Genomic DNA, 21,325 nt, shown 5'->3' on the forward strand with positions numbered 1-21,325 from the left:
TTCGAAAGGGGTTTGGCATGCAGCGGCTGATCGACGCTTTTTTCAATTCGGTGCGGGCTTTTCGCAAGCTGGCCGTCAGCGAGAAGGCTTTCCAGCAGGAACTGATGCTGCTCGCGCTCGCCTTGCCGCTCGGCTGGTTCGTTTCGATCTCGTGGCGCGGCTATGCCTTGCTGATCGGCGCGGTGCTGCTGCTGATCATGGTCGAAGTGCTGAATACCGGCATCGAGGCGGCCTGCGATGCCTTCAGCCGTGAGTTCAATGTCGATATCCAGCTGGCCAAGGACTGCGGTTCGCTGGCGGTGCTGATTTCGGTGATCATCGTCGCCGGCGTCTGGGGTATCGCCATCATCGAGCGGATCACTGGACTACCGATCTAGAATCCGAGCACCTACATGACGGTCACCACGACCTGATCCCGATGGGATCATGGGCTGAGGAGAATTTCATGTCGGATGCCGCCGATTTTCCCCTGCTTGAGCGAGCCGGCCTGCCAGACGATCTGCGCTGGCTGGCCGAGAAATACCCGCGTGAAAACTGGCAGGGCCACGCCAACATCCATGGCGTTGCCAATATGTGGCTGCAGCGGCACGACATGTTTCGAGAACTCGGCGGCATGCTGACCAACGGCATTGGCAACTACCGCGAGGGCAGGCTGACGGCGCCCGACTTCGCGCGCTGGTTCGCGCCGCGTCTCAACCATTTTCTCGGCAATCTCGATGGCCACCACAATGTCGAGGATTACCAATATTTCCCGGTCTTCGCCGAAGCCGAGCCCCGGCTGAAGCGCGGGTTCGAGATTCTCGATGCCGACCATCACACCATTCATGAAGGACTGGAGCGCAATGCCGAGGCTGCCAACGCCTTCATCAAGACGCTCCAGGAGAGCAAGGACAGACAGCGCTTCGCCGCCGACGCCTATGCCGACGAAAACAGCCGGCTGATCGCCATGCTGACCCGGCATCTTGCCGACGAGGAAGATTTGATCATCCCGCTGATCCTCGATCGGGGTGATCGGGCGCTCGGCATCGACTGATGCATGTTGCCCAAAAGTGCGTAGCGGTTTGGGGCAACGACATGCATGAAACTAAAGACCTCAGCTTTCCCTGGCCCGTTCTTTTTTCGCGACATGCCGGGCGACGAACCAGGCAAGGATTGCCACCGTCAAGCCAATGGCAAGCGCGATCAGCAACCGCTCATGGTGAGCCAGTGCCTGTCCGATGATGTGTTCGGCGCCCAACCCGAAGACGTAACCGATGGTGCCGAACAGCACCGCCCAGATCACCGATGAAATGGCGTTGAGGATGACGAAACGCTGCACCGTGATGCGCGAGAGGCCGGCCGCGATGCCGCCGACGAGGCGCATGCCGTAGACGTAGCGGTTGGACAGCACAAAAATGTTGGGATGGGTGTTGAGCAGGCGATAGGCGCGGCGAAAACCGGGCCGCGCGCGCAACCTGACGACATAGGGATGGTCGGCAAAGCTTCGTCCAAGAATGAAGAAGAAGGTGTCACCGACGAAGGCGCCAAGCGCGGCCGCGAGGAAGGCGTGCCACGGCACGAAGACTTGCTGGTGCGCGAAGAAGCCACCGAGGATGGCGGCACTTTCGCCCTCGGCGACACAGCCGAGAAAGACGGCAAGCAGGCCGTATTGTTCGATGAAGTGATGGATCGCATTCGTCATCAGGGCGCGGTCTGCGAAGCGAGCCGTTCATCGATCCGCTTCAGCTGTTCGGCCAACTGCGCGATCTCATCGCGCATGCCAATTATCTGGCTGTGGCGCAGTTCGTCCAGTTTTTCATGCAAGGCCATGATCTCGATCTCGGCCTTGAGGTTGACCTCGTAGTCGTGCGTAGCGTCGATGCGGTCGCGCGCGGCCTGGCGATTCTGAGACATCATGATCACCGGCGCCTGCAGGGCGGCGATCATCGACAGCACGAGGTTGAGGAAGATGAAGGGGTAGGGATCGAACGACTCTTGCCCCAGCAGCCACCAGTTGGCGCCGATCCAGAGGATCAGGAAAGCGATGAAGGACAGGATGAACGTCCACGAACCGCCGACGCGCGCAATGGCATCGGCGATACGATCGCCCGCGCCCTGAAGGCCGGCAAGTCTCTCATTGATGTTCTGCGATACCGGCTTGCGATCGACAGCGCTTTGCAGCACCCGCCTTTCGAGTTCGGTCAGATTTTCCGGCGTTCGCCTTAGCCAGCGGTTGGCCAGTTCCGGCACTGTCTTGTTCATGGATGTCTCCATACCAAAAGCCTCGGCTTGGCAGCCTCGTCTCCATATAGGAAGATGCCGTTCCGTCAAAAGCGCGGCACGGAGATGAAAGCAAAATGCCAGACTTCGCGAAAATCCGCGCCCGAGCCGCCAAACGCAAGGGCGGCGAGGCGGAGCTTTCGTCGCTTTTGGGGCCGGCGCCAGACAATGCCGCCGTGGCTGACATCGCCGACGATCGTATTCTGTCTGTCATGGCCGAGCGCGTCTTTGCCGCCGGTTTCGTCTGGCGCGTCATCGAACAGAAATGGCCAGGCTTCGAGGAAGCTTTCCTCCACTTCGAGCCGAAGCGGCTGCTGTTCCAACCCGACGATTTCTGGCACGATCTGACGGCCGACAAGCGCATAGTGCGCAATCCGCAGAAGATCAAATCGGTGCGCGACAATGCTGCCTTCGTCGACCGCGTGTCGAAGGAACACAGCAGCTTCGGCAAATTTCTTGCGGGCTGGCCGGCGGACGACCAAGTCGGCCTGATGGCCTATCTCGGCAAGCACGGCAGCCGGCTCGGCGGCAACACCGGCCAGTATTTCCTGCGCTGGCTGGGCTGGGATGCTTTCGTCATTTCGGGTGATATGGCGGCCGCACTGCGCGAGGCCGGCCTCGACATCGCCGAAAGCCCGACCTCGAAGAAGGATCTCGACAAGATCCAGAAGCAGATCAATCAATGGGCGGCGGAGACCGGCCTGCCGCGCCGGCATATCTCGCGCATCCTGGCGATGTCGATTGGCGAGAACAACTCGCCGGAAGCGTTGCGCGAATATATGGGCGACGACTGATCGTCGGTCGCCCAGCCACGATCTGACATCTTCACGAATGAGGTATGTCATTCGGTCTGGATTGGTCCAAACGAACGCCATTGCCCGGCGAATTTTGCCGCGCTAAACCCGCAGGCATGACCAAGAAACTCGATATCCTGCGCATCGCCGTCGCCCAGCTCAATCCGACTGTCGGCGACATTGCCGGCAACCTCGCCAAGGCGCGCGAGGCGAGGGCGGATGCCACCCGCCAGGCCGCCGATCTCGTGCTCTACACCGAGCTTTTCCTCGCCGGCTATCCGCCGGAAGATCTGGTCCTGAAGCCGGCGTTCCTGAAGGCCTGCGAAAAGGCTGCGCAGGATTTTGCCGCCGACACCGCCGATGGCGGCCCGGGCGTCATCATCGGCACGCCGCTGAAGCGCAAGAGCGGCACGCATAATTCGATCATCTTCGCCGATGGCGGCAAGATCATCGCCGAGCGCTACAAGCTCGATTTGCCGAATTACGGCGAGTTCGACGAGAAGCGCGTCTTCCAGGCCGGACCAGAGATCCAGGGGCCGGTTAATTTCCGCGGCGTGCGGATTGGGATTCCGATCTGCGAGGACATATGGGGCGATGTCGGCGTCTGCGAGACGCTGGCGGAAAGCGGAGCGGAAATCCTGCTGGTGCCGAACGGCTCGCCCTATTATCGCGCCAAGATCGATGTCCGCCACCAGGTCGTCATCCGCCAGGTCATCGAATGCGGACTGCCGATGATCTATGCCAACCAACTCGGCGGCCAGGACGAGCTGATCTTCGACGGCGCGTCGTTTGCCATAGGTTACGACAAGACGCTGGCCTTCCAGATGAGCCAGTTCGAGGACGCGGTCGACGTCACCACCTGGAAGCGAACGGATGGCGGCTGGATCTGCTCGGAAGGGCCGATGTCGAAGATCCCGGACAGGGAGGAGGCCGACTACCGCGCCTGCATGCTTGGCTTGCGCGACTACGTCAACAAGAACGGTTTCAAGAACGTCGTGCTTGGCCTTTCCGGTGGCATCGACTCGGCGATCTGCGCGGCGCTTGCCGTCGATGCGCTTGGCGAGGAACGCCTGCGCGCGGTGATGATGCCCTACCGCTACACCTCGAAGGACTCGCTGAAGGATGCTGAGGACTGCGCCCGTGCGCTCGGCTGCCGCTATGACATCGTGCCGATCTTCGAGCCTGTCGAAGGTTTTCTGCACACGCTGACGCAGCTTTTCGAGGGCACCAAGGAAGGCATTACCGAAGAGAATTTGCAGAGCCGAGCGCGCGGCACCATCCTGATGGCGATCTCGAACAAATTTGGCTCGATGGTCGTCACGACGGGCAATAAGAGCGAGATGTCGGTCGGCTACGCCACGCTCTACGGTGACATGAACGGCGGCTTCAATCCGATCAAAGACCTCTACAAGATGCAAGTCTACGCGCTGTCGCGTTGGCGCAACAGCCATGTGCCATCGGGCGCGCTCGGGCCCTCGGGCGAGGTGATCCCGAAGAACATCATCGACAAGGCGCCGTCGGCGGAGTTGCGTGAGAACCAGACCGACCAGGATTCGCTGCCGCCCTATCCGGTCCTGGACGACATCCTCGAATGCCTGGTCGAGAACGAGATGGGGGTCGACGACATCGTCGCTCGTGGTCACGACCGGGCGACGGTGACACGCATCGAGCACCTGCTCTACATAGCCGAATACAAGCGCCGGCAGGCTGCACCCGGGGTGAAGATCACCAAAAAGAACTTCGGTCGCGACCGTCGCTATCCCATCACCAACCGTTTCAGGGATCGCGGTTAACGGGCTGATTTTATTTATGAACCTTGGGGCGTGGAGGTTTGTCAGCCATTTCAAGGGAACGTCAAGTTCAAGTCCGCACCGACGTGACGATCGTGATTGCCGACCAGACGGCCTCTCTCGTGGCGCGGCTCGTGGAGCCCGTTGTTGCAAAATAACCTCAGTTCCTTGACCAGATAGACATTTGGCGAGAGCTCGCCTTGGCGATGCGCCGAGGCGTCTCTATAACAACCGTTCCGCGATTCATTTGCGGGAGGTCCGAATGGCAGTATTTCAAATGGTAATGCGAGGCCGCGAAGCCTAGGTCTCATCTTGTGTCCTGCGAGGGGTTTGTCCTCGCACTGACGCCGGGTTGAGCACAGGCTTATGCCGATGCCGGTCGCCGCCCGATTACGGGCGAGACGCCAAATATGCCACCTCCGCATTCTGGGCAATCATTGGCCCCTTACGCGGCTTCTTCAATTTTCGACCTTACTGGGATCGGGCTCGTTTGCGCCCGAATGACATCATGGCTCGTTTTCGAATCGATTTGCGCGCGAGCGCCTTTCGCAGCGTTCTTGGCTTCACGCTCACCCATTGGCGGCGCCAGCCGTGGCGGCTTTCCCTCATCATGGGCGGCTTCCTGCTGTCGACGCTGGCCGACGTTTTGACGCCGCTCTATTCCGGCCGGCTGGTCGATGCCGTCGCCAGCAGCGCCGGCGCCGACGCGATTGCCTGGAATGCCGCAATGACGGCGTTTTCGATACTGATGGCCCTGGCGCTGACCGGCGTCGTGCTGCGCAATCTTGCCTTCATGGCGATCGTCGAGCTGACGCTGAAGATGATGGCTGATATCGCCGCCGACGCCTTCCATCGCGTCCAGCGTTTTTCCACCGACTGGCATGCCAACAGCTTTGCCGGCTCGACGGTGCGCAAGGTGACGCGCGGCATGTGGGCGCTCGACCTGCTCAACGACACGATCCTCATCGCGCTGCTGCCGTCCGTCGTCATGCTGGTCGGCTCGACCCTGCTGCTTGGCTGGTTCTGGCCGCTCATGGGCGCGGTCGTTGCCGTCGGTTCGGTCCTTTTCATCACGGTGACGGCAATGCTGTCGCTTGGCTATGTCGCGCCGGCGGCACGGCTCGCCAACACCTGGGACACGCGCCTGGGTGGCTCGCTGGCCGACGCGGTGAGCTGCAATGCCGTGGTCAAAGGCTTTGGCGCCGAGGAGCGCGAGGAGCGCCGCCTCGCCAGGATCGTGGCCAAATGGCGTGCGCGCACGCGGCGCACCTGGGTGCGCGGCACCATCAACGGCACCACGCAAGGGGCGCTGCTGCTGGTCATGAGAGCTGCTGTGATCGGCCTGGCGCTGATGCTGTGGTCTTGGGGGCAAGCAAGCGCCGGCGACGTCGCCTTCGTGCTGACCTCGTTTTTCGTGCTGCAGGGTTATCTCAGGGATATCGGCACCCATATCCGCAACCTGCAGCGCTCGATCAACGACATGGAGGAACTGGTCGATTTCCAGTCCGAACCACTTGGCATAGAGGACTGTCCTGGCGCGAAGCCGATCCGGATCACGCAGGGGGCTATCCGCTTCGACAACGTCACTTTCCACTACGGCAACCACCGATCGCCGCTCTACCGTGACTTTTCGGTCGATATCTCGCCGGGTGAACGGGTTGGGCTCGTCGGCCATTCGGGTTCGGGCAAGACGACCTTCGTCAAGCTGATCCAGCGACTTTATGACGTGAATGCGGGAAAAATCCTGGTCGACGGCCAGGACATCTCGAAGGTGGCGCAAGCGTCGCTGCGTGGGCAGATCGCGATCGTCCAGCAGGAGCCGATCCTGTTCCACCGGTCGCTGGCCGAGAACATTGCCTATGCCCGGCCAACAGCGACGCAAGATGAGATCGAGCACGCGGCGCGGCTGGCAAGCGCGCACGACTTCATAGCCAACCTGCCGAAGGGTTACGGCACGCTGGTCGGCGAGCGCGGTGTAAAGCTGTCGGGCGGCGAACGTCAGCGGGTGGCGATCGCGCGCGCTTTCCTTGCCGATGCGCGCATCCTGATCCTCGACGAGGCGACGTCGAGCCTCGATTCGGAATCGGAGGTGCTGATCCAGCAGGCGATGGAACGGCTGATGGTCGGCCGCACAACGCTGGTCATCGCACACCGGCTTTCGACGGTACGGGCGCTTGACCGGCTGCTGGTCTTCGATCGCGGCAACATCGTCGAGGAAGGCTCGCATGACGATCTGATCCGGCTGAAGGGCGGCATCTACCGCCGCCTGTTCGAACGCCAGGCACTGGAACTGACCAAGGGCCTGGTGATCTGACCGAACTCCATTGCCGGGCCGCGTCCATTTGGGCGCGGCCCGGCATGCCCCGAATGAAGGGGCGCCGCCCCGGTCTTTTCATTGCGGGCGTCCTGTTCTATGTCTGCCGCACAGCGCGGGGGCGCGTCTTGTCAATCACAAAAGCATCCGGTACGCCCGTTCATGACAGTTACCGTTCGTTTCGCCCCGTCGCCAACCGGCCGCATACATATCGGCAATGCGCGCACCGCTTTGTTCAACTGGCTGTTCGCCATGAACAACAAGGGCCGCTTCATCCAGCGTTTCGACGACACCGACATTGCCCGCTCGAAGCAGGAATTCTCCGACGCCATCCTCTACGACCTGCATTGGCTCGGCATCTTTCCGGACGCCACCGAGTACCAGTCGAGGCGCTTCGAGATTTATGACGCGGCGGTCGAGAGGCTGAAGGCGGCCGGCGTTGTCTACGCCTGTTACGAAACGCCGGAGGAACTCGATCTCAGGCGCAAGGTGCGCCGCACGCGCGGCCTGCCGCCGGTCTATGGCCGCGAGGCGCTGGCGCTTTCGCCGGAGCAGATCGCCGAATACCAGGCCGATGGCCGCCGGCCGCACTGGCGCTTCCTGTTACCCAATTTCTCCAGTGATCCGCTGCAGCCCGAACGCACCGAGATCCACTGGAACGATCTGGTGCGCGGCGAGGAAACCGTCGATCTTGCCTCGCTTTCCGACCCGGTTCTGGTGCGCGAGGACGGCACCTATCTCTATACGCTGCCTTCGGTGGTCGACGACATCGAGATGGGCGTCAGCCATGTCATCCGCGGCGACGACCATGTCACCAACACCGGTGTGCAGATCGCCCTGTTCCAGGCGCTGGCTGCCGAGCCGCCAGTGTTCGGCCACCACAATCTGTTGACCACGGCATCGGGCGAGGGGCTGTCGAAGCGCACCGGCGCGCTCTCCATCGAAAGCCTGCGCGAGGACGGCATCGAGCCGATGGCGGTCGCTTCGCTTGCCGTGCTGGTCGGTACCTCGGAGAATGTAGCGGCGGTGCCGACAATGGGCGAACTCGCCGAACGCTTCGATCCGGCGGCGACCTCGAAATCCGCGGCCAAGTTCGATCCAGACGAACTGTTCGTGCTTAACCGGACGCTGCTGCACCATATGCCCTTCACCGAGGCGCAGGACCGGCTGATCGTGCTTGGTGTCTCGGGTGAGCAGGCCGAACCGTTCTGGCTGGCGGTGCGTGGCAATCTCGACAGGCTGGCCGATGCGGTGAACTGGTGGCGTATCCTGCGCGAAGGTCCGCAAGAGAAGGCGGAATTTTCCGATGGCGATCGCGATTTCCTTGGTCAGGCCTTCGACCTGCTGCCGGATGAACCCTGGAGCGGGACGATCTGGAAGGACTGGACTGGTAAGGTCAGGGAAGCGACGGGCCGCAAGGGCAAGGCGTTGTTCATGCCGCTCAGGCTCGCCCTTACCGGACTGCCTTCGGGGCCGGAGCTTGCAGATCTATTGCCGCTGATGGGTCGGGAAGGAACGATGGCCCGACGACCCTGACCCTGCGCTGCTCCGGCGGCAAGGCGGAGACCGGCGACGTCACCGGCTTGACGGAAAGCCGTTTGATCACCTCGCGGTTGAGGCCGCCTTCCATATTGGCCAGGGTTTCCGGATCGGTACCCGGATCGGGCTTCGAAACCGGCACCGGAATGAGCGGTGCCGCATCCGTTTCGGGCTGCGACTGCTCGGGATTTGGCGGGTTGCCGGCAATGACCTGGAAATTCTGCGCTGCGTTGCAGCCGCAAGCCGGCGGCCGCGACATGTTGGACTGCTTGTAGAGATAGGCGGTCGGCAATTCACTGTAGGGCCTGCCGGTGACCGACGATGTCATGGCAGCCGAATCGTCGTCCATGCCGCGTGAGTAGAAAACCTGCATCTCGGTGCCGGGGCAGCTCGATTCGCAATTCTTCTGATCGCGTTCGAAATCGCTCGTGGAAGCCGAGTTCGACATCGGGAAGAAGTAGCCGTCGCAGGTGCGCACGCATGTGGTGTGGAACTCACCGCCGACGCTCGGAAAATCCGGCACGCCGGGCTGGTTGAGCACCCGGCTGACGTTGCGCTCCTCGCCGGAATCATCGGGCTGGTCCAGCGTGTCGACCGTATCTGGCTGCCGGCTGTTGCCGCCGAAAAGTTGGTCGAACAGGTTCGTGTTGCCTTCTTCGCGGTTCGCTTCCTGCAGAGGCGCGCGGCGTGGAGCAACCGCATTGTCACGGCAGCCCTTGGCGTCGAGCGCCGCCAGGATGCGGCCACGGTCGCGTCGTGATCCGCCGTCGGCCAGCCGCTCGCGTTTCCTTTGCAAGGCATCGAGGTTGGCATTCATGCGATCGATGGTGGCGTTGAGCCCAGCGCATTCCCTGACGTTGCGGCCGAACAGTGAAAAGCCGCAACCGGCACTGCTGGACTGGCTACGGGCCTTCGAGATTTGCCCACGCTGTCTTTCGATCGCTGCGTCGTATTTCCGGATCAATGCCGGGCCACCGCCGCCACCATTGGACGCAGCCGCAAGATCGGCTTCCAATTGCCGGCAGACCCGCGAAGCGGCTTGTGGCTCGGTAACGGCGACGGCTGAAAGCACGAGCGCGCCAAGCAGGCCAGCCAGGTGCGTCAGCTTCGACCTTCCGCCCGTCATTGCCCGAAACCCCGCTTGCTTGCCTGCCGCGCGATGCTATCGGATTCGCGGTTAACCGTCCCTCAATCTACAACCAAAGATGGTCTTCGTCCAAAGATGCGCCGGCGCGGCTGTTCAGACAGATCCCGCGGCAGCGGGATCCTGACGCTGCATGAAAAAAGCGTATTCGCTCGGAAAAAGTGCCTGGAATCCAGCAATGCCCGGAGGCTTGGCATGACCGCGATGACTCGTCGAACCGCACTGCAATTGGGTCTCTCGTGCCTGGCGATGCAGGTTGCCATGGCTCAGGAGAAGCCCATCGCACTGGATTGGCGTACCAGATTGGTCGGGGCCGCCCCGGAGCAGATCGGCGTCACCACCCTCTACGATCCGGCCTATACACGCCTGGCCTATCCAGGTGGCGATGTCGCGCCGGAGCGGGGGGTGTGCACGGATGTCGTGGTCCGCGCCTATCGCCGGGCCTTCGATCTCGACCTGCAAAGGCTGGTGCATGAGGATATGCTGGCCAATTTCGGAGCCTATCCGAAGACTTGGGGCCTGAAAGCGCCCGACCGCAACATCGACCACCGTCGGGTGCAGAACCTTGCTGTCTTTTTCGAGCGCCGGGGTGGTTCCCTGCCGGTCAGCCAGGATCCCGCCGACTATCAACCAGGCGCCCTCGTCACCCAGATGCTGCCCGGCAACCTACCGCACATCGCCATCGTCTCTTCCAACCGTTCAGCGGAAGTGCCGGAAAGGGTGCTGGTCATTCACAACATCGGGGCGGGCGCCCGGGAGGAGGATACCTTGTTCGCCTTCAGGCAGACGGGACATTTCTCCTTTGCGCCGACCTGAGAACCCCTAGCCCAGATTGACGACCGCCTGCGCCTTGTGGGCGGCTTCGACGACGGCAAGCGCCGTCATGTTGACGACACCACGCGACGTGACCGACGGCGTCAATATGTGCGCCGGCTTGTCGGTGCCGAGCAGGATCGGCCCGACATGCAGAGCGTCCATCATGGTCCTGAGCGCGGTCAGCGTGATGTTGGCGGAATCGAGGTTGGGGAACACCAGCAGATTGGCTTCGCCCTTCAGCCGCGAATGCGGATAGACGCGCTGGCGCAGGTGCTCCGACAGGGCAGTATCCGCATGCATCTCGCCGTCGCACTCCAGATCGGGCGCGATGCGCGCGAGGATCGCCGCCGCCTGCCGCATCTTGAGCGCGCTTGGCGAATCGCGTGAGCCGAAATCCGAATGCGACAGCAGTGCTGCCTTCGGTTCGATGCCGAAGCGCTGGATTTCTTCCGCCGCCAGCACCGTCATCTCGGCGATCTCCTCCGCCGTCGGGTCGACGGTGACGTGCGTGTCGGTCAGGAAGACGATGCCGCGCTGCGAGATCAGCATGGAGAGCGTCGACAGGTCATGATCCTTGATGCCGGCGCGCGGCCCAATGATCAAAGTGACGTTGCGCAGATGCCGCTCGAAGCGGCCTTCGAGACCGCAGACCATGGCGTCGGCATCGCCGCGCTTCAGGGCTAGGGCGGCGATGACCGTATTGTCGGTTCGCACCATGGTGCGCGCGGCTTCCGTCGTCACGCCGCGCCGGCCGGCAAGTTCGATCAGCAGGTCGACATAGTTGCGATAGCGCGGATCGTCCTCGGGATTGATCAGACCGAAATCGACGCCGGGCTTGATGCGCAAGCCGTAGCGCTTCAGGCGCACTTCGATGACGTGCGGGCGGCCGATCAGGATCGGTTCGGCGATGCCTTCCTCGAGCACCACCTGGGCGGCGCGCAGCACGCGCTCGTCTTCGCCGTCGGCATAGATGACGCGCTTGGCGCTCGACGCCTTGGCAGACGAGAACACCGGCTTCATCACCAGTCCAGAGCGGAAGACGAAGCGGTTCAGCTTGTCGATATAGGCGGCGAAGTCGGTGATCGGCCGTGTCGCGACACCAGTGTCGCAGGCCGCCTTGGCGACCGCCGGGGCGATGCGCAGGATCAGGCGGGGATCGAACGGCGAGGGGATCAGGAACTCGGGGCCGAAGATCGGCGTCTCACCGGAATAGGCGCGGGCCGCGACATCGGAGGGTTCCTCGCGGGCAAGCGCTGCGATCGCCCGCACCGCCGCCATCTTCATCTCCTCGTTGATGGCGCTGGCGCCGCAGTCGAGCGCGCCGCGAAAGATGTAAGGAAAGCACAGTACGTTGTTGACCTGATTGGGAAAATCGGACCTGCCTGTGCAGATCATCGCATCGGGACGCGCGGCACGCGCGGTTTCCGGCATGATCTCGGGATTGGGGTTGGCCAGCGCCAGGATCAGTGGTTTCGGCGCCATGTGCTGGAGCAGTTCGGGCTTCAGCACGCCTGCCGCCGAGAGGCCGAGGAAGACGTCGGCGCCCGGGATGACATCGGCCAGCGTGCGCGCTTCGGTGTCCTTCACATAGGGGTCTTTCCACCGGTCCATCTCATCGGTGCGGCCCTTGTAGGCGACGCCGAAACGGTCGGTGACCCAGATGTTTTCCACCCGCGCGCCAAGCGAGACCAGCAGATTGAGGCAGGCAAGGGCGGCCGCACCGGCGCCCGAGGTGACGATCTTGATGTTCGAGATGGTCTTGCCGGCGAATTCCAGCCCGTTGAGTACGGCGGCGGCGACGATGATGGCGGTGCCGTGCTGGTCGTCATGGAAGACTGGGATGCCCATGCGGGCTTTCAACTGTTCCTCGACTTCGAAGCATTCGGGCGCCTTGATGTCTTCGAGGTTGATGCCGCCGAAGGTCGGCTCCAATGCCGAGATCGTCTCGACCATGCGCTCGATGCCCGGCGCATCGATCTCGATGTCGAAGACGTCAATGCCGGCGAACTTCTTGAACAGGACAGCCTTGCCTTCCATGACCGGCTTGGAGGCCAGCGGGCCGATATTGCCGAGACCGAGCACGGCCGATCCGTTGGAGACGACGCCGACCAGATTGGCGCGCGCCGTGTAATCGGCGGCGGTCGCCGGATCGTCGCGGATTTCGAGACAAGGGGCTGCGACGCCTGGCGAATAGGCGAGCGCGAGGTCGCGCTGGTTGCCGAGCGGCTTGGTCGCCTGGATCTCGAGCTTTCCAGGCCTTGGATGCTTGTGGAAGTAGAGGGCGGCTTCGTCGAGGTCCGAACGTGCCGTCTTTTTGATCTCGCCTTCCATGCGGCCGCTCCCTCGAAATCTGCCTGGAAAGTCCTTTTAGCATGCGGCCAAGGTTTTTCGCGACGCTAAATGACGCGCCGGCAGCTTTACCCGTCGACGCGTCTAAAATGTCAATTTATCAAATGCTTATGCCGATTTCATCGCATATGGATCTTACTGCTCGCAGGCATGCCGATCAAAAGGCGCTGACGTAGAGACCGCCATCGACCGGTATGTTCTGTCCAGTCAGATACCCGGCATGGACCGAACACAGGAAGGCGCAGATCTGGCCGAATTCCTCCGGCGTGCCGAGCCGCTTGGCCGGCACATCGGCGCTGATGCGGGTCTTGCGCGCCGCTGCGGCGGCGGGATCCTCGGCGGTACCGGCCTCATGCGGGCCGCGCAGCCGGTCGGTGTCGAGCTTGCCCGGCAGCATGTTGTTGATGGTCACGTTGCGGTCGATCACCGTCCGCGCCACACCGGCGAGGAACGAGGTCAGACCGGCGCGCGCGCCCGACGACAGGTCGAGGCCGGGGATGGGGACGTAGACCGACAGCGAGGTGATGTTGACGATGCGGCCGAAGCCGCGCGCCGCCATGCCGTCGATGACGGCCTGCACCAGCTCGACCGGCGTCACCATGTTCTGGGTGACGCCTTCAAGGATCTTCGCCCGATCGAGTTCACGGAAATCACGCAATGGCGGGCCGCCATTGTTGTTGACGAGGATGTCCGGTTCGGGACATGCGGCGAGCAACGCCTTCTGCACCTCCGGCTTCGAAACATCGCCGACGACTTCGGTCACCGTCACGCCATAGCGCTCACGCAGCTCGGCGGCGGTCTTGGCCACCAGTTCAGCATTGCGCCCGTTGACGACGATGTCGCAGCCGGCCTCGGCCAGCGCCATGGCGCAACCACGCCCAAGGCCCTTGCTCGAAGCGCAGACGATGGCCTTTTTTCCGCGAATGCCGAGATCCATGATGATTTTCTCCTTTGAGCCGGCGGCAAGCTAGTCCTTCGGCTGGACCAATCGCAACCGTCATACGGTTGTTGCATGAATCGGGGCATAGCCTGCGCGAAAGCAAGGGTGAAATCGCGATGTCCGGCCAAGAGCCCCGCACTTTCCGCAGCATGTTCATTTCCGACGTCCATCTCGGCTCGAAGGCTGCCAAGGCCGAGTTCCTGATCGATTTCCTTAGATACCACGACGCCGACATCATCTATCTCGTCGGCGATATCGTCGATGGCTGGCGGCTGCGGCGGAGCTGGCACTGGCCGCAAAGCCACAATGACGTCGTGCAGAAATTGCTGCGCAAGGCCCGCAAGGGCGCCACCATCACCTACATCGCCGGCAATCATGACGAATTCGCACGCCAGTTCCAGGGCGTGCATTTCGGCGGCATCGTCGTTGCCGACCGTGCCGTCCACGAAACCGCCGACGGCAAGCGTCTGCTCGTCATCCATGGCGACCAGTTCGACACCGTCGTCCACAATGCACGCTGGCTCGCCTATCTCGGCGATCACGCCTACGACGCGGCCATGCTGGTCAACCGTGTGGTGACGCGGTTGCGTCAACTGCTCGGCCTGCCTTACTGGTCGTTCTCGTCCTGGGCCAAGGCCAACGTCAAGAAAGCGGTGAATTTCATCGGCTCGTTCCAGACAATGCTTGCGGAAGAGGCGCGCCGCTCGCATGTCGACGGCATCATCTGCGGCCATATCCACCACGCTGCCATCGAGAGTTTTGGGGATGTCCAGTACATCAACACCGGCGACTGGGTGGAAAGCTGCACGGCGGTGGTCGAACATTTTGACGGCCGGATGGAAATCCTGACCTGGGCGCAGGTGCTTCCCGAGGCGCCGGACGAACCTTTTGTCCCGTTGCTCCTCGAAGACCGGGTAGGGCAGGCGGCCTGACGCCGTTCGCGCTACGGATTCCGGATTAATCGATTAGGCCAGCCGGTTTCGTCCGGTTTTCGCCCATGTTAAGGGTCGATACACGTTGCCGTCCGGTCGAGTGCAGCGTTATTGGATCGATTCATGTCGCTGCCGCCGCTTTCGCCCGAACAACTCGTCAAGCCGCGCCATTTCGAACTGCGCATGAGCCTGATCTTCGCGACGCTGTTCGTGTCGCTCGGGACCCATCTGCCCTATTTCCCGCTGTGGCTGCAGGCAAAGGGTTTCCATGCCGAACAGATAGCAGTCATTCTGGCGGCCCCGATGTTCCTGCGCGTGGTGACGACGCCGTTGCTGACAGCACTTGCCGACAGGGCCAGGGACCGCGCCGATGTCTATGTCGCGCTGGTGGCGGCGTCGCTGCTGCTGTCAGCCGGTTATTTCCTGACACCGACCTACGCCATGGTGCTGGCGGTGTCGCTGGCGCTGACCATTGTCTGGACGCCGCATTCGCCAATCGCCGATTCGCTGGCGCTGTCGGGTGTGCGCCGCTTTGGCTCGAACTATACGAGCATGCGCAAATGGGGCTCGATCTCCTATCTGTTCGCCAATGTCGCCGGTGGTTTCATCCTGTCGGCAACCGGCGCCCGGGCGGTTCCGGTGATCATTTTCGCAGCCCTTGCCGCCGCTCTTGCGGCCGGCTTGCTGGCGCCACGTCTTGGCCGTCCGCGACGCGCCTCGCCGTTGTCAGCCACCGACATCCAGCAGGCGGCGCCAAAACTTCTCAACCCGTATTTTTTGTATTTTTCCATTGGCGTCGGCGTCATCACCGCCAGCCACGCATTCCTCTACGGTTTCGTCTCCATCTACTGGAAATCGATCGGCCTCAACGATTCGGTTGTCGGCCTGTTGTGGGCCTGGGGCGTAGTGTCGGAGGTCTGCATGTTCATGATGTTCACCCGCTTTTTCGGCTCGTTCTCCGTCGTCTCGATCATGATGATGGCGGGGATCGGAGCCATCGTGCGCTGGATCGCCTTCCCGCTGGTCTGGCCGCTCGGCCTCGGCGTTGCTGGATTTTTCGGCGTCCAGACGCTGCACTCGGTCTCGGTAGCGCTGGTGCTGATCGGCCTGCAGAAGATGATCGGCGAAACGGTCTCCGAGGAGCGGACAGGTGCTGCGCAAGGCATCGCCTATTTCTCCAACGGCTTTTTCATGGCTGTGGTGACACTGGCGTCCGGCCCACTGTACGACCGTTTCGGCGTCGACGGCTTCTTTGCCATGATTCCGATCGCCTTGATCGGACTGGTGCTGATCGGGCTTGCCGCGCGCTCAGCCCCAAAGCGCCGTTTCAGGCGGTGACACCAGCGATCCGTTGTAGGCAAGGCCGGGCACACGGTCGCGGGCAAGCAGCAGCGGACCGTCGAGGTCGACGAAATCTGCGCCTTGGGCCAGCAAGACCGCCGGCGCCATCGCCAGCGACGTGCCGACCATGCATCCGACCATCACGCCGAAACCGAGTTCGCGGGCGCGATCGCGCAGCAGCAATGCCGCCGTCAGCCCGCCCGATTTGTCGAGCTTGATGTTGACGGCGTCGTAGAGGCCGACGAGCCCTTCGAGATTCTCAGCCTCATGCACGCTTTCATCGGCGCAGATCGGCACGGGGTGCGCGATGTGGCGCAGGATCTCGTCATGGCCGGCCGGCAGCGGCTGTTCGATCAGCGAAACGCCTTGCTCTGCGGCAAAGGCGAGGTTCGCAACGATGTTGTCGTCGGTCCAGCCCTCATTGGCGTCGAGGATGATGCGGCTGTCGGGGGCGGCTTGCCTGACAGCGCGAATACGGGCGATGTCGTTGTCGCCGCCGATCTTGACCTTGAGCAGGGGCCGCGCCGTATTGGCGCGAGCCTGTGCTGCCATCGCCTCCGGTTCGCCCAACGACAGCGTGTAGGCCGTCTCAATCGTCCCCAACCGTATGGCGCCAATTGCAGTGGCCACAGGTATTCCGCGGATCTTTGCTTCCAGATCCCAAAGGGCGCAGTCAATGGCGTTGCGGGCAGCTCCGGCCGGCATGGCGTCAAGCAAGGCGCTCCGGCTGATGCCGCCGGCGATCCGCTCGCGCATCGCCTCGATCGCCTCGCTCACGCCGTCCATGGTCTCGCCATAGCGCTTGTAGGGAACGCACTCGCCGCGACCCGTGTGGCCGTTCTCGCTGATCGCGCAAGTGATGACCTCGGCCTCGGTCTTGGAACCACGCGAAATGGTGAAGCTTCCGGCGATCGGAAAACGCTCGGCCTCAACCGAAATGACACGCGCCATATTTTTCTGCTCCGGCTATGCAACAACGGGCGAGTCGGCAAATCGACAGCTTGGTTCCGTCAGGCTAAACAGGACGCCATGTTGACCATCGGCAAGCGCGACGCAAGCGGTACGACCGCAGGGGAGGCTGACCACGAACCGCGCGTGGCGACCGGTGAGAAGGACGGCGTTCTCGGCTGCGCCTTCTCGGGAATCTGGACGACACGGACCGTCGCGCTGATCGACGCGGAGATGCGCAAGATCGAGAAACGAAGCGGTTTCAATACTTTGGCGCTCGATCTCTCCAAGATCGAGAAGATGGACACCGCCGGTGCCTGGCTGATCGACCGGCTGGTCAGCGTCTTCGAGAAGAAGGGCGTCAAGATCAGCCTCCAGGGCCAGAGCGAGATCGCTTCCATCCTGCTGGACGCTGTGGGCGAGGCCGTCCGGCGCGAACCCGAATCCGGTCCAGCGCGGCCACCCAATATCGTCATTCGCGCGCTGGAGGCGGTCGGCCGGCGCGTCTACGAGATGCGCGACGATTTCCTCGCCTCGATGAACATTCTTGGCGCCACCATCCGCGGCGCGCAAATGAAGCTCGGCCGCGGCCATGCCGTCAACCCGGCGGCGATCTTCAACCAGATCGACCGCATGGGCGTCGGCGCCATTCCCGTGGTGGTGCTGATGTCGGCGATCGTCGGCGCGATCGTTGCCCAGCAAGGCGCCTACCAGCTCAGCTATTTCGGCGCCGATATCTTCGTCGTCGACCTGGTCGGCGTGCTGATCCTGCGCGAGCTCGGGGTGCTGATGACAGCGATCATGATCGCCGGCCGCTCCGGCAGCGCGATCACCGCCGAAATCGGCTCGATGAAGATGCGCGAGGAGGTCGACGCGCTGAAGGTCATCGGCCTCAATCCGATCGGCGTCCTGGTCTTTCCACGGCTGGTGGCGCTGGTCATCGCCTTGCCGTGCCTGACCATCATCGCCAATTTCGCAGCGCTCGGCGGCGGCATACTGGCTGCCTGGCTCTATTCCGACATCGCGCCAGCCGCCTTCATCGATCGGCTGCGCGTCGCCATCGATCTCAGCACCATTTTCGCGGGCCTGATCAAGGCGCCGTTCATGGCGATGATCATCGGCACGATTGCCTCGGTCGAAGGCATGAAGGTCGGCGGCAGCGCGGAATCGCTCGGCCAGCACGTGACTGCCTCGGTGGTGAAATCCATTTTCGTCGTCATCATCCTCGACGGGCTTTTCGCCATCTTCTACGCAGCGATCGAGTTCTGAAATGAAGCTGCGGGGCAGGACAAAGGCGATTGCGGTGGCGGAGGATACAGGCGAGGGCGATATCGTGCTTTCCGCGCACGACATCACCGTGTCCTTCGCCGACAAGCTCATCCTCGACAAGCTGTCGCTCGATATCCGGCGCGGCGAGATCCTCGGCTTTGTCGGTGCCTCGGGTGCCGGCAAATCCGTTCTGTTGCGAACCATTCTCAGTCTGACGCGCAAGCAGTCTGGCACGATCAAGCTGTTCGGCGTCGATGTCGAGAAGGCGAGCGATGTGGAGCGCCTGCGCATCGACATGCGGCTTGGCGTGCTGTTCCAGCACGGCGCCTTGTTTTCGGCGCTGACGGTGCTGGAAAACGTCCAGGTGCCGATGCGCGAATATCTCGATCTGCCGCGAAAGCTGATGGACGAGCTGGCGATGCTCAAGGTTGAACTGGTCGGGCTGCCGCCGGATGCGGCGCAGAAATTCCCGTCCGAACTTTCTGGGGGCATGATCAAACGGGCGGCGCTGGCACGGGCGCTGGCGCTCGACCCTGACATCGTCTTCCTTGACGAGCCGACATCCGGTCTCGATCCGATCAGCGCGGCGGAGTTCGACGAACTGGTCGTCAAGCTGCGCGATACGATGGATTTGACCGTCTATATGGTGACGCACGATCTCGACACGCTTTTCACCGCTTGCGACCGCGTGGCCGTGCTCGGCAACAAGAAAGTGCTGGTCGAAGGCACCATCGACGACATGCTGAAGAGTGAGGAGCCGTGGGTAAAATCCTATTTCCGCGGAAAACGCGCCCGGCAACTTGATCTTGCGGCGCGCGCATAGCCATAAGTGGGACAATGGAAACCAGAGCCAACTACGTCATTGTCGGCATTTTCACGCTGGCCGCGATCCTGGCGGCCTTCGCCTTCGTCTACTGGACCGCGGCGATCGGCGACAAGGGCGAGACCACGTTGCTGCGCGTGCGCATTCCGGGCTCGGCTTCCGGGCTCGGCCGCGGCAGTTTCGTTCTGTTCAACGGCGTCAAGGTCGGTGATGTCAGGCGCGTCTATATCGACGTCGACAATCCAACCGTCGCCATCGCCGACACCGAGATCGATCGCATGACGCCGATCACCAAGTCGACGCAGGCCGACATCGGCCTCGCCGGCCTCACCGGACAGGCCAATATCGAACTCAAGGGCGCCGACCCCAAGGAAGTAAAACTTCTCGACCAGGCCGAAAAGGAAGGCAAGGTCGCCGAGATCGTCGCCAACCCCTCTGCCGTGACCAACTTGCTGCAGACGGCGCAGAACATCTTCACCCGCGCCGACAAGGTGCTCACGGAGCTTGAAGGCTTCACCAAGGACGTTCGCGGGCCGCTGACGCAGACCGTGCAGAATGCGCAGACCTTCTCCGATGCGCTGGCCAAGAATGCCGACGGCATCGACAAGTTCCTGTCCAGCGTCAGCGCGCTCTCCGACGAGCTGAAAGGTGTTTCCGGCAAGCTCGACGGCACGCTGAAAGCAGCGGAAGGCCTGCTTAACGCTGTCGACAAGGACAAGATCAAGAGCATCGTCGCCAATGTCGATACGGTGACCGCGAATCTCAAGGAAACGTCCACGCAGCTCGACGGCGTGATCAAGAATGTCGACACCGCGGTCGGGTCCGTCAACGATTTCGCCAAGCAGACGCAAGGCACCCTGGCCAAGGTCGACGGCGTGCTCGACGGCATCGATCCGACGCAGGTACGCGCCGCACTGGCCAACATCCAGAAGGCCAGCGAAAACGCCGACAAGGCTGCCGCCGACATCGCCAAAGTGACCGACAAGTTCGCCGACCGGGCTGACGACATAGACCAGACGATCAAGGACGCCCGCCAGCTCACGCAACGGCTCAACGACGCCTCGGTGCGCGTCGACGGCATCCTAGCCAAGGTCGACACCTTGCTTGGCTCGGGCCAAGCCGATGGTGTGATGGCCGACGCCAGGGATACACTGAAGTCGTTCAAGCAGGTTGCAGACACGCTGAACGCGCGCCTCGGCGTCATTACCGACAATCTGGCGCGCTTCTCGGGCCAGGGGCTTTCGAATGTCGAGGCGCTGGTGCAGGACAGCCGCCGTTCGATCAGCCGCATCGAGGAGGCCGTAACGGACCTCAGCCGCAATCCGCAGCGCATCCTTTCGGGTGGCGACGGCGAGGTTCGGCAGTTTGATGGCAGGGCACGGCGTTGACTTCGGTCTCCGCGCGCCCCAGAAACAGTCGTTGCAGGTGCGGGTTGTATTTACGATCCGGGGACAACAGGGATCGCGCGTGAAGTCGATCGTCGTTAAATCGGGTGTGGCATTGCTTGCCTTGGCCCTCGCCAGTTGTGCGGCCCTGCCGGGTGGCGGGCCTGCTCCGCTCGACACCTTCGAGCTGTCGGCGCCTTCGGTTGACGCGCAGGGCCACAGCCGCCGTCAGATCCTGATTGCCCAGCCGTCGGCACTCAAGGCGCTGGACAGTCAGAACATCGTCATCAAGCCATCGGATCGCTCGATCCAGTATCTCAAGGGCGCGCAATGGGCCGATCGGCTGCCGTTGATCGTGCAGGCGCGGCTGGCCGAGACGTTCCAGCGTTCGGGCAGCTTTGCCGGCGTCGGCAAGCCGGGCGAGGGACTGGCGATCGATTATCAGGTGATCGTCGAGATCCGTTCGTTCGAAGTGCGCGTCGATGGCGGCGAACATGCCGAGGTCGACCTGTTCGTGCGTATCCTCAATGACCGCAATGGCGAGGTGCGTGCCTCCAAGAGCTTCACCGCATCCGCACCGGTTTCGGGGAGCGGCAATGCCGCGTATGTCAGCGCGCTCGACAGTGCTTTCGGCGATGCCGCCAAGCAGATCGTGCGCTGGACGGATTCGGTGATCTGATCT

19 protein-coding genes are annotated in these 21,325 nt (G+C 62.5%); 13 read left to right on the forward strand and 6 right to left on the reverse strand.

From position 1 onward, the window contains the following. The first annotated feature begins 17 nt into the window (after positions 1-17). On the forward strand, positions 18-377 hold the full coding sequence (locus tag AC1RZR_RS20230; RefSeq protein ID WP_095085124.1) for a diacylglycerol kinase: 360 nt from the start codon (positions 18-20) through the stop codon (positions 375-377). A gap of 68 nt (positions 378-445) precedes the next feature. Continuing rightward, entirely contained in the window at positions 446-1,033 is a 588-nt protein-coding gene (locus AC1RZR_RS20235; RefSeq protein ID WP_481825743.1) for a hemerythrin domain-containing protein, read from the forward strand. A 60-nt stretch (positions 1,034-1,093) separates the two neighbouring features. Here AC1RZR_RS20235 and AC1RZR_RS20240 read toward each other — a convergent pair whose 3' ends face one another. Both AC1RZR_RS20240 and AC1RZR_RS20245 read right to left on the reverse strand, forming a co-directional pair. Next, on the reverse strand, positions 1,094-1,681 hold the full coding sequence (locus AC1RZR_RS20240) for a DedA family protein (protein WP_481825744.1): 588 nt from the start codon (positions 1,679-1,681) through the stop codon (positions 1,094-1,096). Further along, positions 1,681-2,241 (reverse strand): DUF1003 domain-containing protein, encoded by a 561-nt coding sequence (locus AC1RZR_RS20245; protein ID WP_481825745.1) that lies wholly within the window; start codon positions 2,239-2,241, stop codon positions 1,681-1,683. Before AC1RZR_RS20245 ends, AC1RZR_RS20240 begins: the two co-directional genes overlap by 1 nt. A gap of 95 nt (positions 2,242-2,336) precedes the next feature. On the opposite strand from AC1RZR_RS20245, the gene AC1RZR_RS20250 reads away from it, so the two are divergent. The 4 genes from AC1RZR_RS20250 (at position 2,337) to gltX (ending at position 8,693) form a co-directional block, all read left to right on the forward strand. Next, a complete protein-coding gene (locus AC1RZR_RS20250) occupies positions 2,337-3,053 on the forward strand; it encodes a DNA-3-methyladenine glycosylase I (RefSeq protein WP_481825746.1) in 717 nt (238 codons plus the stop codon). Between the two features lie 116 nt (positions 3,054-3,169). Then, positions 3,170-4,846 (forward strand): NAD+ synthase, encoded by a 1,677-nt coding sequence (locus tag AC1RZR_RS20255; protein ID WP_481825747.1) that lies wholly within the window; start codon positions 3,170-3,172, stop codon positions 4,844-4,846. A gap of 505 nt (positions 4,847-5,351) precedes the next feature. Further along, complete coding sequence (locus tag AC1RZR_RS20260; protein ID WP_481825748.1) at positions 5,352-7,157, forward strand: ABC transporter ATP-binding protein; 1,806 nt, start codon at positions 5,352-5,354, stop codon at positions 7,155-7,157. Positions 7,158-7,319: 162 nt separating this feature from the next. Continuing rightward, positions 7,320-8,693 (forward strand): glutamate--tRNA ligase, encoded by a 1,374-nt coding sequence (gene gltX, locus AC1RZR_RS20265; protein ID WP_477277286.1) that lies wholly within the window; start codon positions 7,320-7,322, stop codon positions 8,691-8,693. On the opposite strand, the gene AC1RZR_RS20270 is transcribed toward gltX, so the two are convergent. Further along, positions 8,611-9,822 (reverse strand): DUF2865 domain-containing protein, encoded by a 1,212-nt coding sequence (locus AC1RZR_RS20270; protein ID WP_481825749.1) that lies wholly within the window; start codon positions 9,820-9,822, stop codon positions 8,611-8,613. The genes gltX and AC1RZR_RS20270 overlap by 83 nt on opposite strands. Before the next feature lie 213 nt (positions 9,823-10,035). Here AC1RZR_RS20270 and AC1RZR_RS20275 point away from each other — a divergent pair, with 213 nt between their 5' ends. Then, positions 10,036-10,656 (forward strand): DUF1287 domain-containing protein, encoded by a 621-nt coding sequence (locus tag AC1RZR_RS20275; RefSeq protein WP_481825750.1) that lies wholly within the window; start codon positions 10,036-10,038, stop codon positions 10,654-10,656. Between the two features lie 6 nt (positions 10,657-10,662). Here AC1RZR_RS20275 and AC1RZR_RS20280 read toward each other — a convergent pair whose 3' ends face one another. Further along, positions 10,663-12,987 (reverse strand): NADP-dependent malic enzyme, encoded by a 2,325-nt coding sequence (locus AC1RZR_RS20280; protein WP_477277280.1) that lies wholly within the window; start codon positions 12,985-12,987, stop codon positions 10,663-10,665. A 175-nt stretch (positions 12,988-13,162) separates the two neighbouring features. Continuing rightward, positions 13,163-13,942, reverse strand: a complete 780-nt coding sequence (locus tag AC1RZR_RS20285) for an SDR family oxidoreductase (RefSeq protein ID WP_477277278.1) — start codon at positions 13,940-13,942, stop codon at positions 13,163-13,165. A gap of 152 nt (positions 13,943-14,094) precedes the next feature. Here AC1RZR_RS20285 and AC1RZR_RS20290 point away from each other — a divergent pair, with 152 nt between their 5' ends. Both AC1RZR_RS20290 and AC1RZR_RS20295 read left to right on the forward strand, forming a co-directional pair. Continuing rightward, entirely contained in the window at positions 14,095-14,877 is a 783-nt protein-coding gene (locus tag AC1RZR_RS20290) for a UDP-2,3-diacylglucosamine diphosphatase (protein WP_481829086.1), read from the forward strand. Between the two features lie 123 nt (positions 14,878-15,000). Beyond that, on the forward strand, positions 15,001-16,215 hold the full coding sequence (locus AC1RZR_RS20295; protein ID WP_481825751.1) for an MFS transporter: 1,215 nt from the start codon (positions 15,001-15,003) through the stop codon (positions 16,213-16,215). Here AC1RZR_RS20295 and dgcA read toward each other — a convergent pair. Further along, complete coding sequence (gene dgcA, locus AC1RZR_RS20300; protein ID WP_481825752.1) at positions 16,186-17,169, reverse strand: N-acetyl-D-Glu racemase DgcA; 984 nt, start codon at positions 17,167-17,169, stop codon at positions 16,186-16,188. The genes AC1RZR_RS20295 and dgcA overlap by 30 nt on opposite strands. Before the next feature lie 78 nt (positions 17,170-17,247). Here dgcA and AC1RZR_RS20305 point away from each other — a divergent pair, with 78 nt between their 5' ends. The 4 genes from AC1RZR_RS20305 to AC1RZR_RS20320 are packed head-to-tail and all read left to right on the forward strand — an operon-like array spanning position 17,248 to position 21,322. Next, complete coding sequence (locus AC1RZR_RS20305; protein WP_481825753.1) at positions 17,248-18,435, forward strand: ABC transporter permease; 1,188 nt, start codon at positions 17,248-17,250, stop codon at positions 18,433-18,435. Between the two features lies 1 nt (position 18,436). After that, on the forward strand, positions 18,437-19,258 hold the full coding sequence (locus tag AC1RZR_RS20310; protein ID WP_477277272.1) for an ABC transporter ATP-binding protein: 822 nt from the start codon (positions 18,437-18,439) through the stop codon (positions 19,256-19,258). A 14-nt stretch (positions 19,259-19,272) separates the two neighbouring features. After that, complete coding sequence (locus tag AC1RZR_RS20315) at positions 19,273-20,646, forward strand: MlaD family protein (protein WP_481825754.1); 1,374 nt, start codon at positions 19,273-19,275, stop codon at positions 20,644-20,646. Between the two features lie 37 nt (positions 20,647-20,683). Further along, entirely contained in the window at positions 20,684-21,322 is a 639-nt protein-coding gene (locus tag AC1RZR_RS20320; protein ID WP_477277268.1) for an ABC-type transport auxiliary lipoprotein family protein, read from the forward strand. The last annotated feature ends 3 nt before the right edge of the window (positions 21,323-21,325 follow it).

It is taken from the genome of Mesorhizobium bavaricum (assembly GCF_056781655.1).

What these genes read in the sequence shown, in the direction of transcription:
- AC1RZR_RS20245 (WP_481825745.1), bottom strand. Translation starts at nt 2,241, where the DNA reads ATGAACAAGACAGTGCCGGAACTGGCCAACCGCTGGCTAAGGCGAACG.
- AC1RZR_RS20290 (WP_481829086.1), top strand. Translation starts at nt 14,095, where the DNA reads ATGTTCATTTCCGACGTCCATCTCGGCTCGAAGGCTGCCAAGGCCGAG.
- AC1RZR_RS20240 (WP_481825744.1), bottom strand. Translation starts at nt 1,681, where the DNA reads ATGACGAATGCGATCCATCACTTCATCGAACAATACGGCCTGCTTGCC.
- AC1RZR_RS20310 (WP_477277272.1), top strand. Translation starts at nt 18,437, where the DNA reads ATGAAGCTGCGGGGCAGGACAAAGGCGATTGCGGTGGCGGAGGATACA.
- AC1RZR_RS20280 (WP_477277280.1), bottom strand. Translation starts at nt 12,987, where the DNA reads ATGGAAGGCGAGATCAAAAAGACGGCACGTTCGGACCTCGACGAAGCC.
- AC1RZR_RS20315 (WP_481825754.1), top strand. Translation starts at nt 19,273, where the DNA reads ATGGAAACCAGAGCCAACTACGTCATTGTCGGCATTTTCACGCTGGCC.
- AC1RZR_RS20295 (WP_481825751.1), top strand. Translation starts at nt 15,001, where the DNA reads ATGTCGCTGCCGCCGCTTTCGCCCGAACAACTCGTCAAGCCGCGCCAT.
- dgcA (WP_481825752.1), bottom strand. Translation starts at nt 17,169, where the DNA reads ATGGCGCGTGTCATTTCGGTTGAGGCCGAGCGTTTTCCGATCGCCGGA.
- AC1RZR_RS20275 (WP_481825750.1), top strand. Translation starts at nt 10,036, where the DNA reads ATGACCGCGATGACTCGTCGAACCGCACTGCAATTGGGTCTCTCGTGC.
- AC1RZR_RS20255 (WP_481825747.1), top strand. Translation starts at nt 3,170, where the DNA reads ATGACCAAGAAACTCGATATCCTGCGCATCGCCGTCGCCCAGCTCAAT.
- AC1RZR_RS20250 (WP_481825746.1), top strand. Translation starts at nt 2,337, where the DNA reads ATGCCAGACTTCGCGAAAATCCGCGCCCGAGCCGCCAAACGCAAGGGC.
- AC1RZR_RS20285 (WP_477277278.1), bottom strand. Translation starts at nt 13,942, where the DNA reads ATGGATCTCGGCATTCGCGGAAAAAAGGCCATCGTCTGCGCTTCGAGC.
- AC1RZR_RS20260 (WP_481825748.1), top strand. Translation starts at nt 5,352, where the DNA reads ATGGCTCGTTTTCGAATCGATTTGCGCGCGAGCGCCTTTCGCAGCGTT.
- AC1RZR_RS20270 (WP_481825749.1), bottom strand. Translation starts at nt 9,822, where the DNA reads ATGACGGGCGGAAGGTCGAAGCTGACGCACCTGGCTGGCCTGCTTGGC.
- AC1RZR_RS20230 (WP_095085124.1), top strand. Translation starts at nt 18, where the DNA reads ATGCAGCGGCTGATCGACGCTTTTTTCAATTCGGTGCGGGCTTTTCGC.
- AC1RZR_RS20305 (WP_481825753.1), top strand. Translation starts at nt 17,248, where the DNA reads ATGTTGACCATCGGCAAGCGCGACGCAAGCGGTACGACCGCAGGGGAG.
- AC1RZR_RS20235 (WP_481825743.1), top strand. Translation starts at nt 446, where the DNA reads ATGTCGGATGCCGCCGATTTTCCCCTGCTTGAGCGAGCCGGCCTGCCA.
- gltX (WP_477277286.1), top strand. Translation starts at nt 7,320, where the DNA reads ATGACAGTTACCGTTCGTTTCGCCCCGTCGCCAACCGGCCGCATACAT.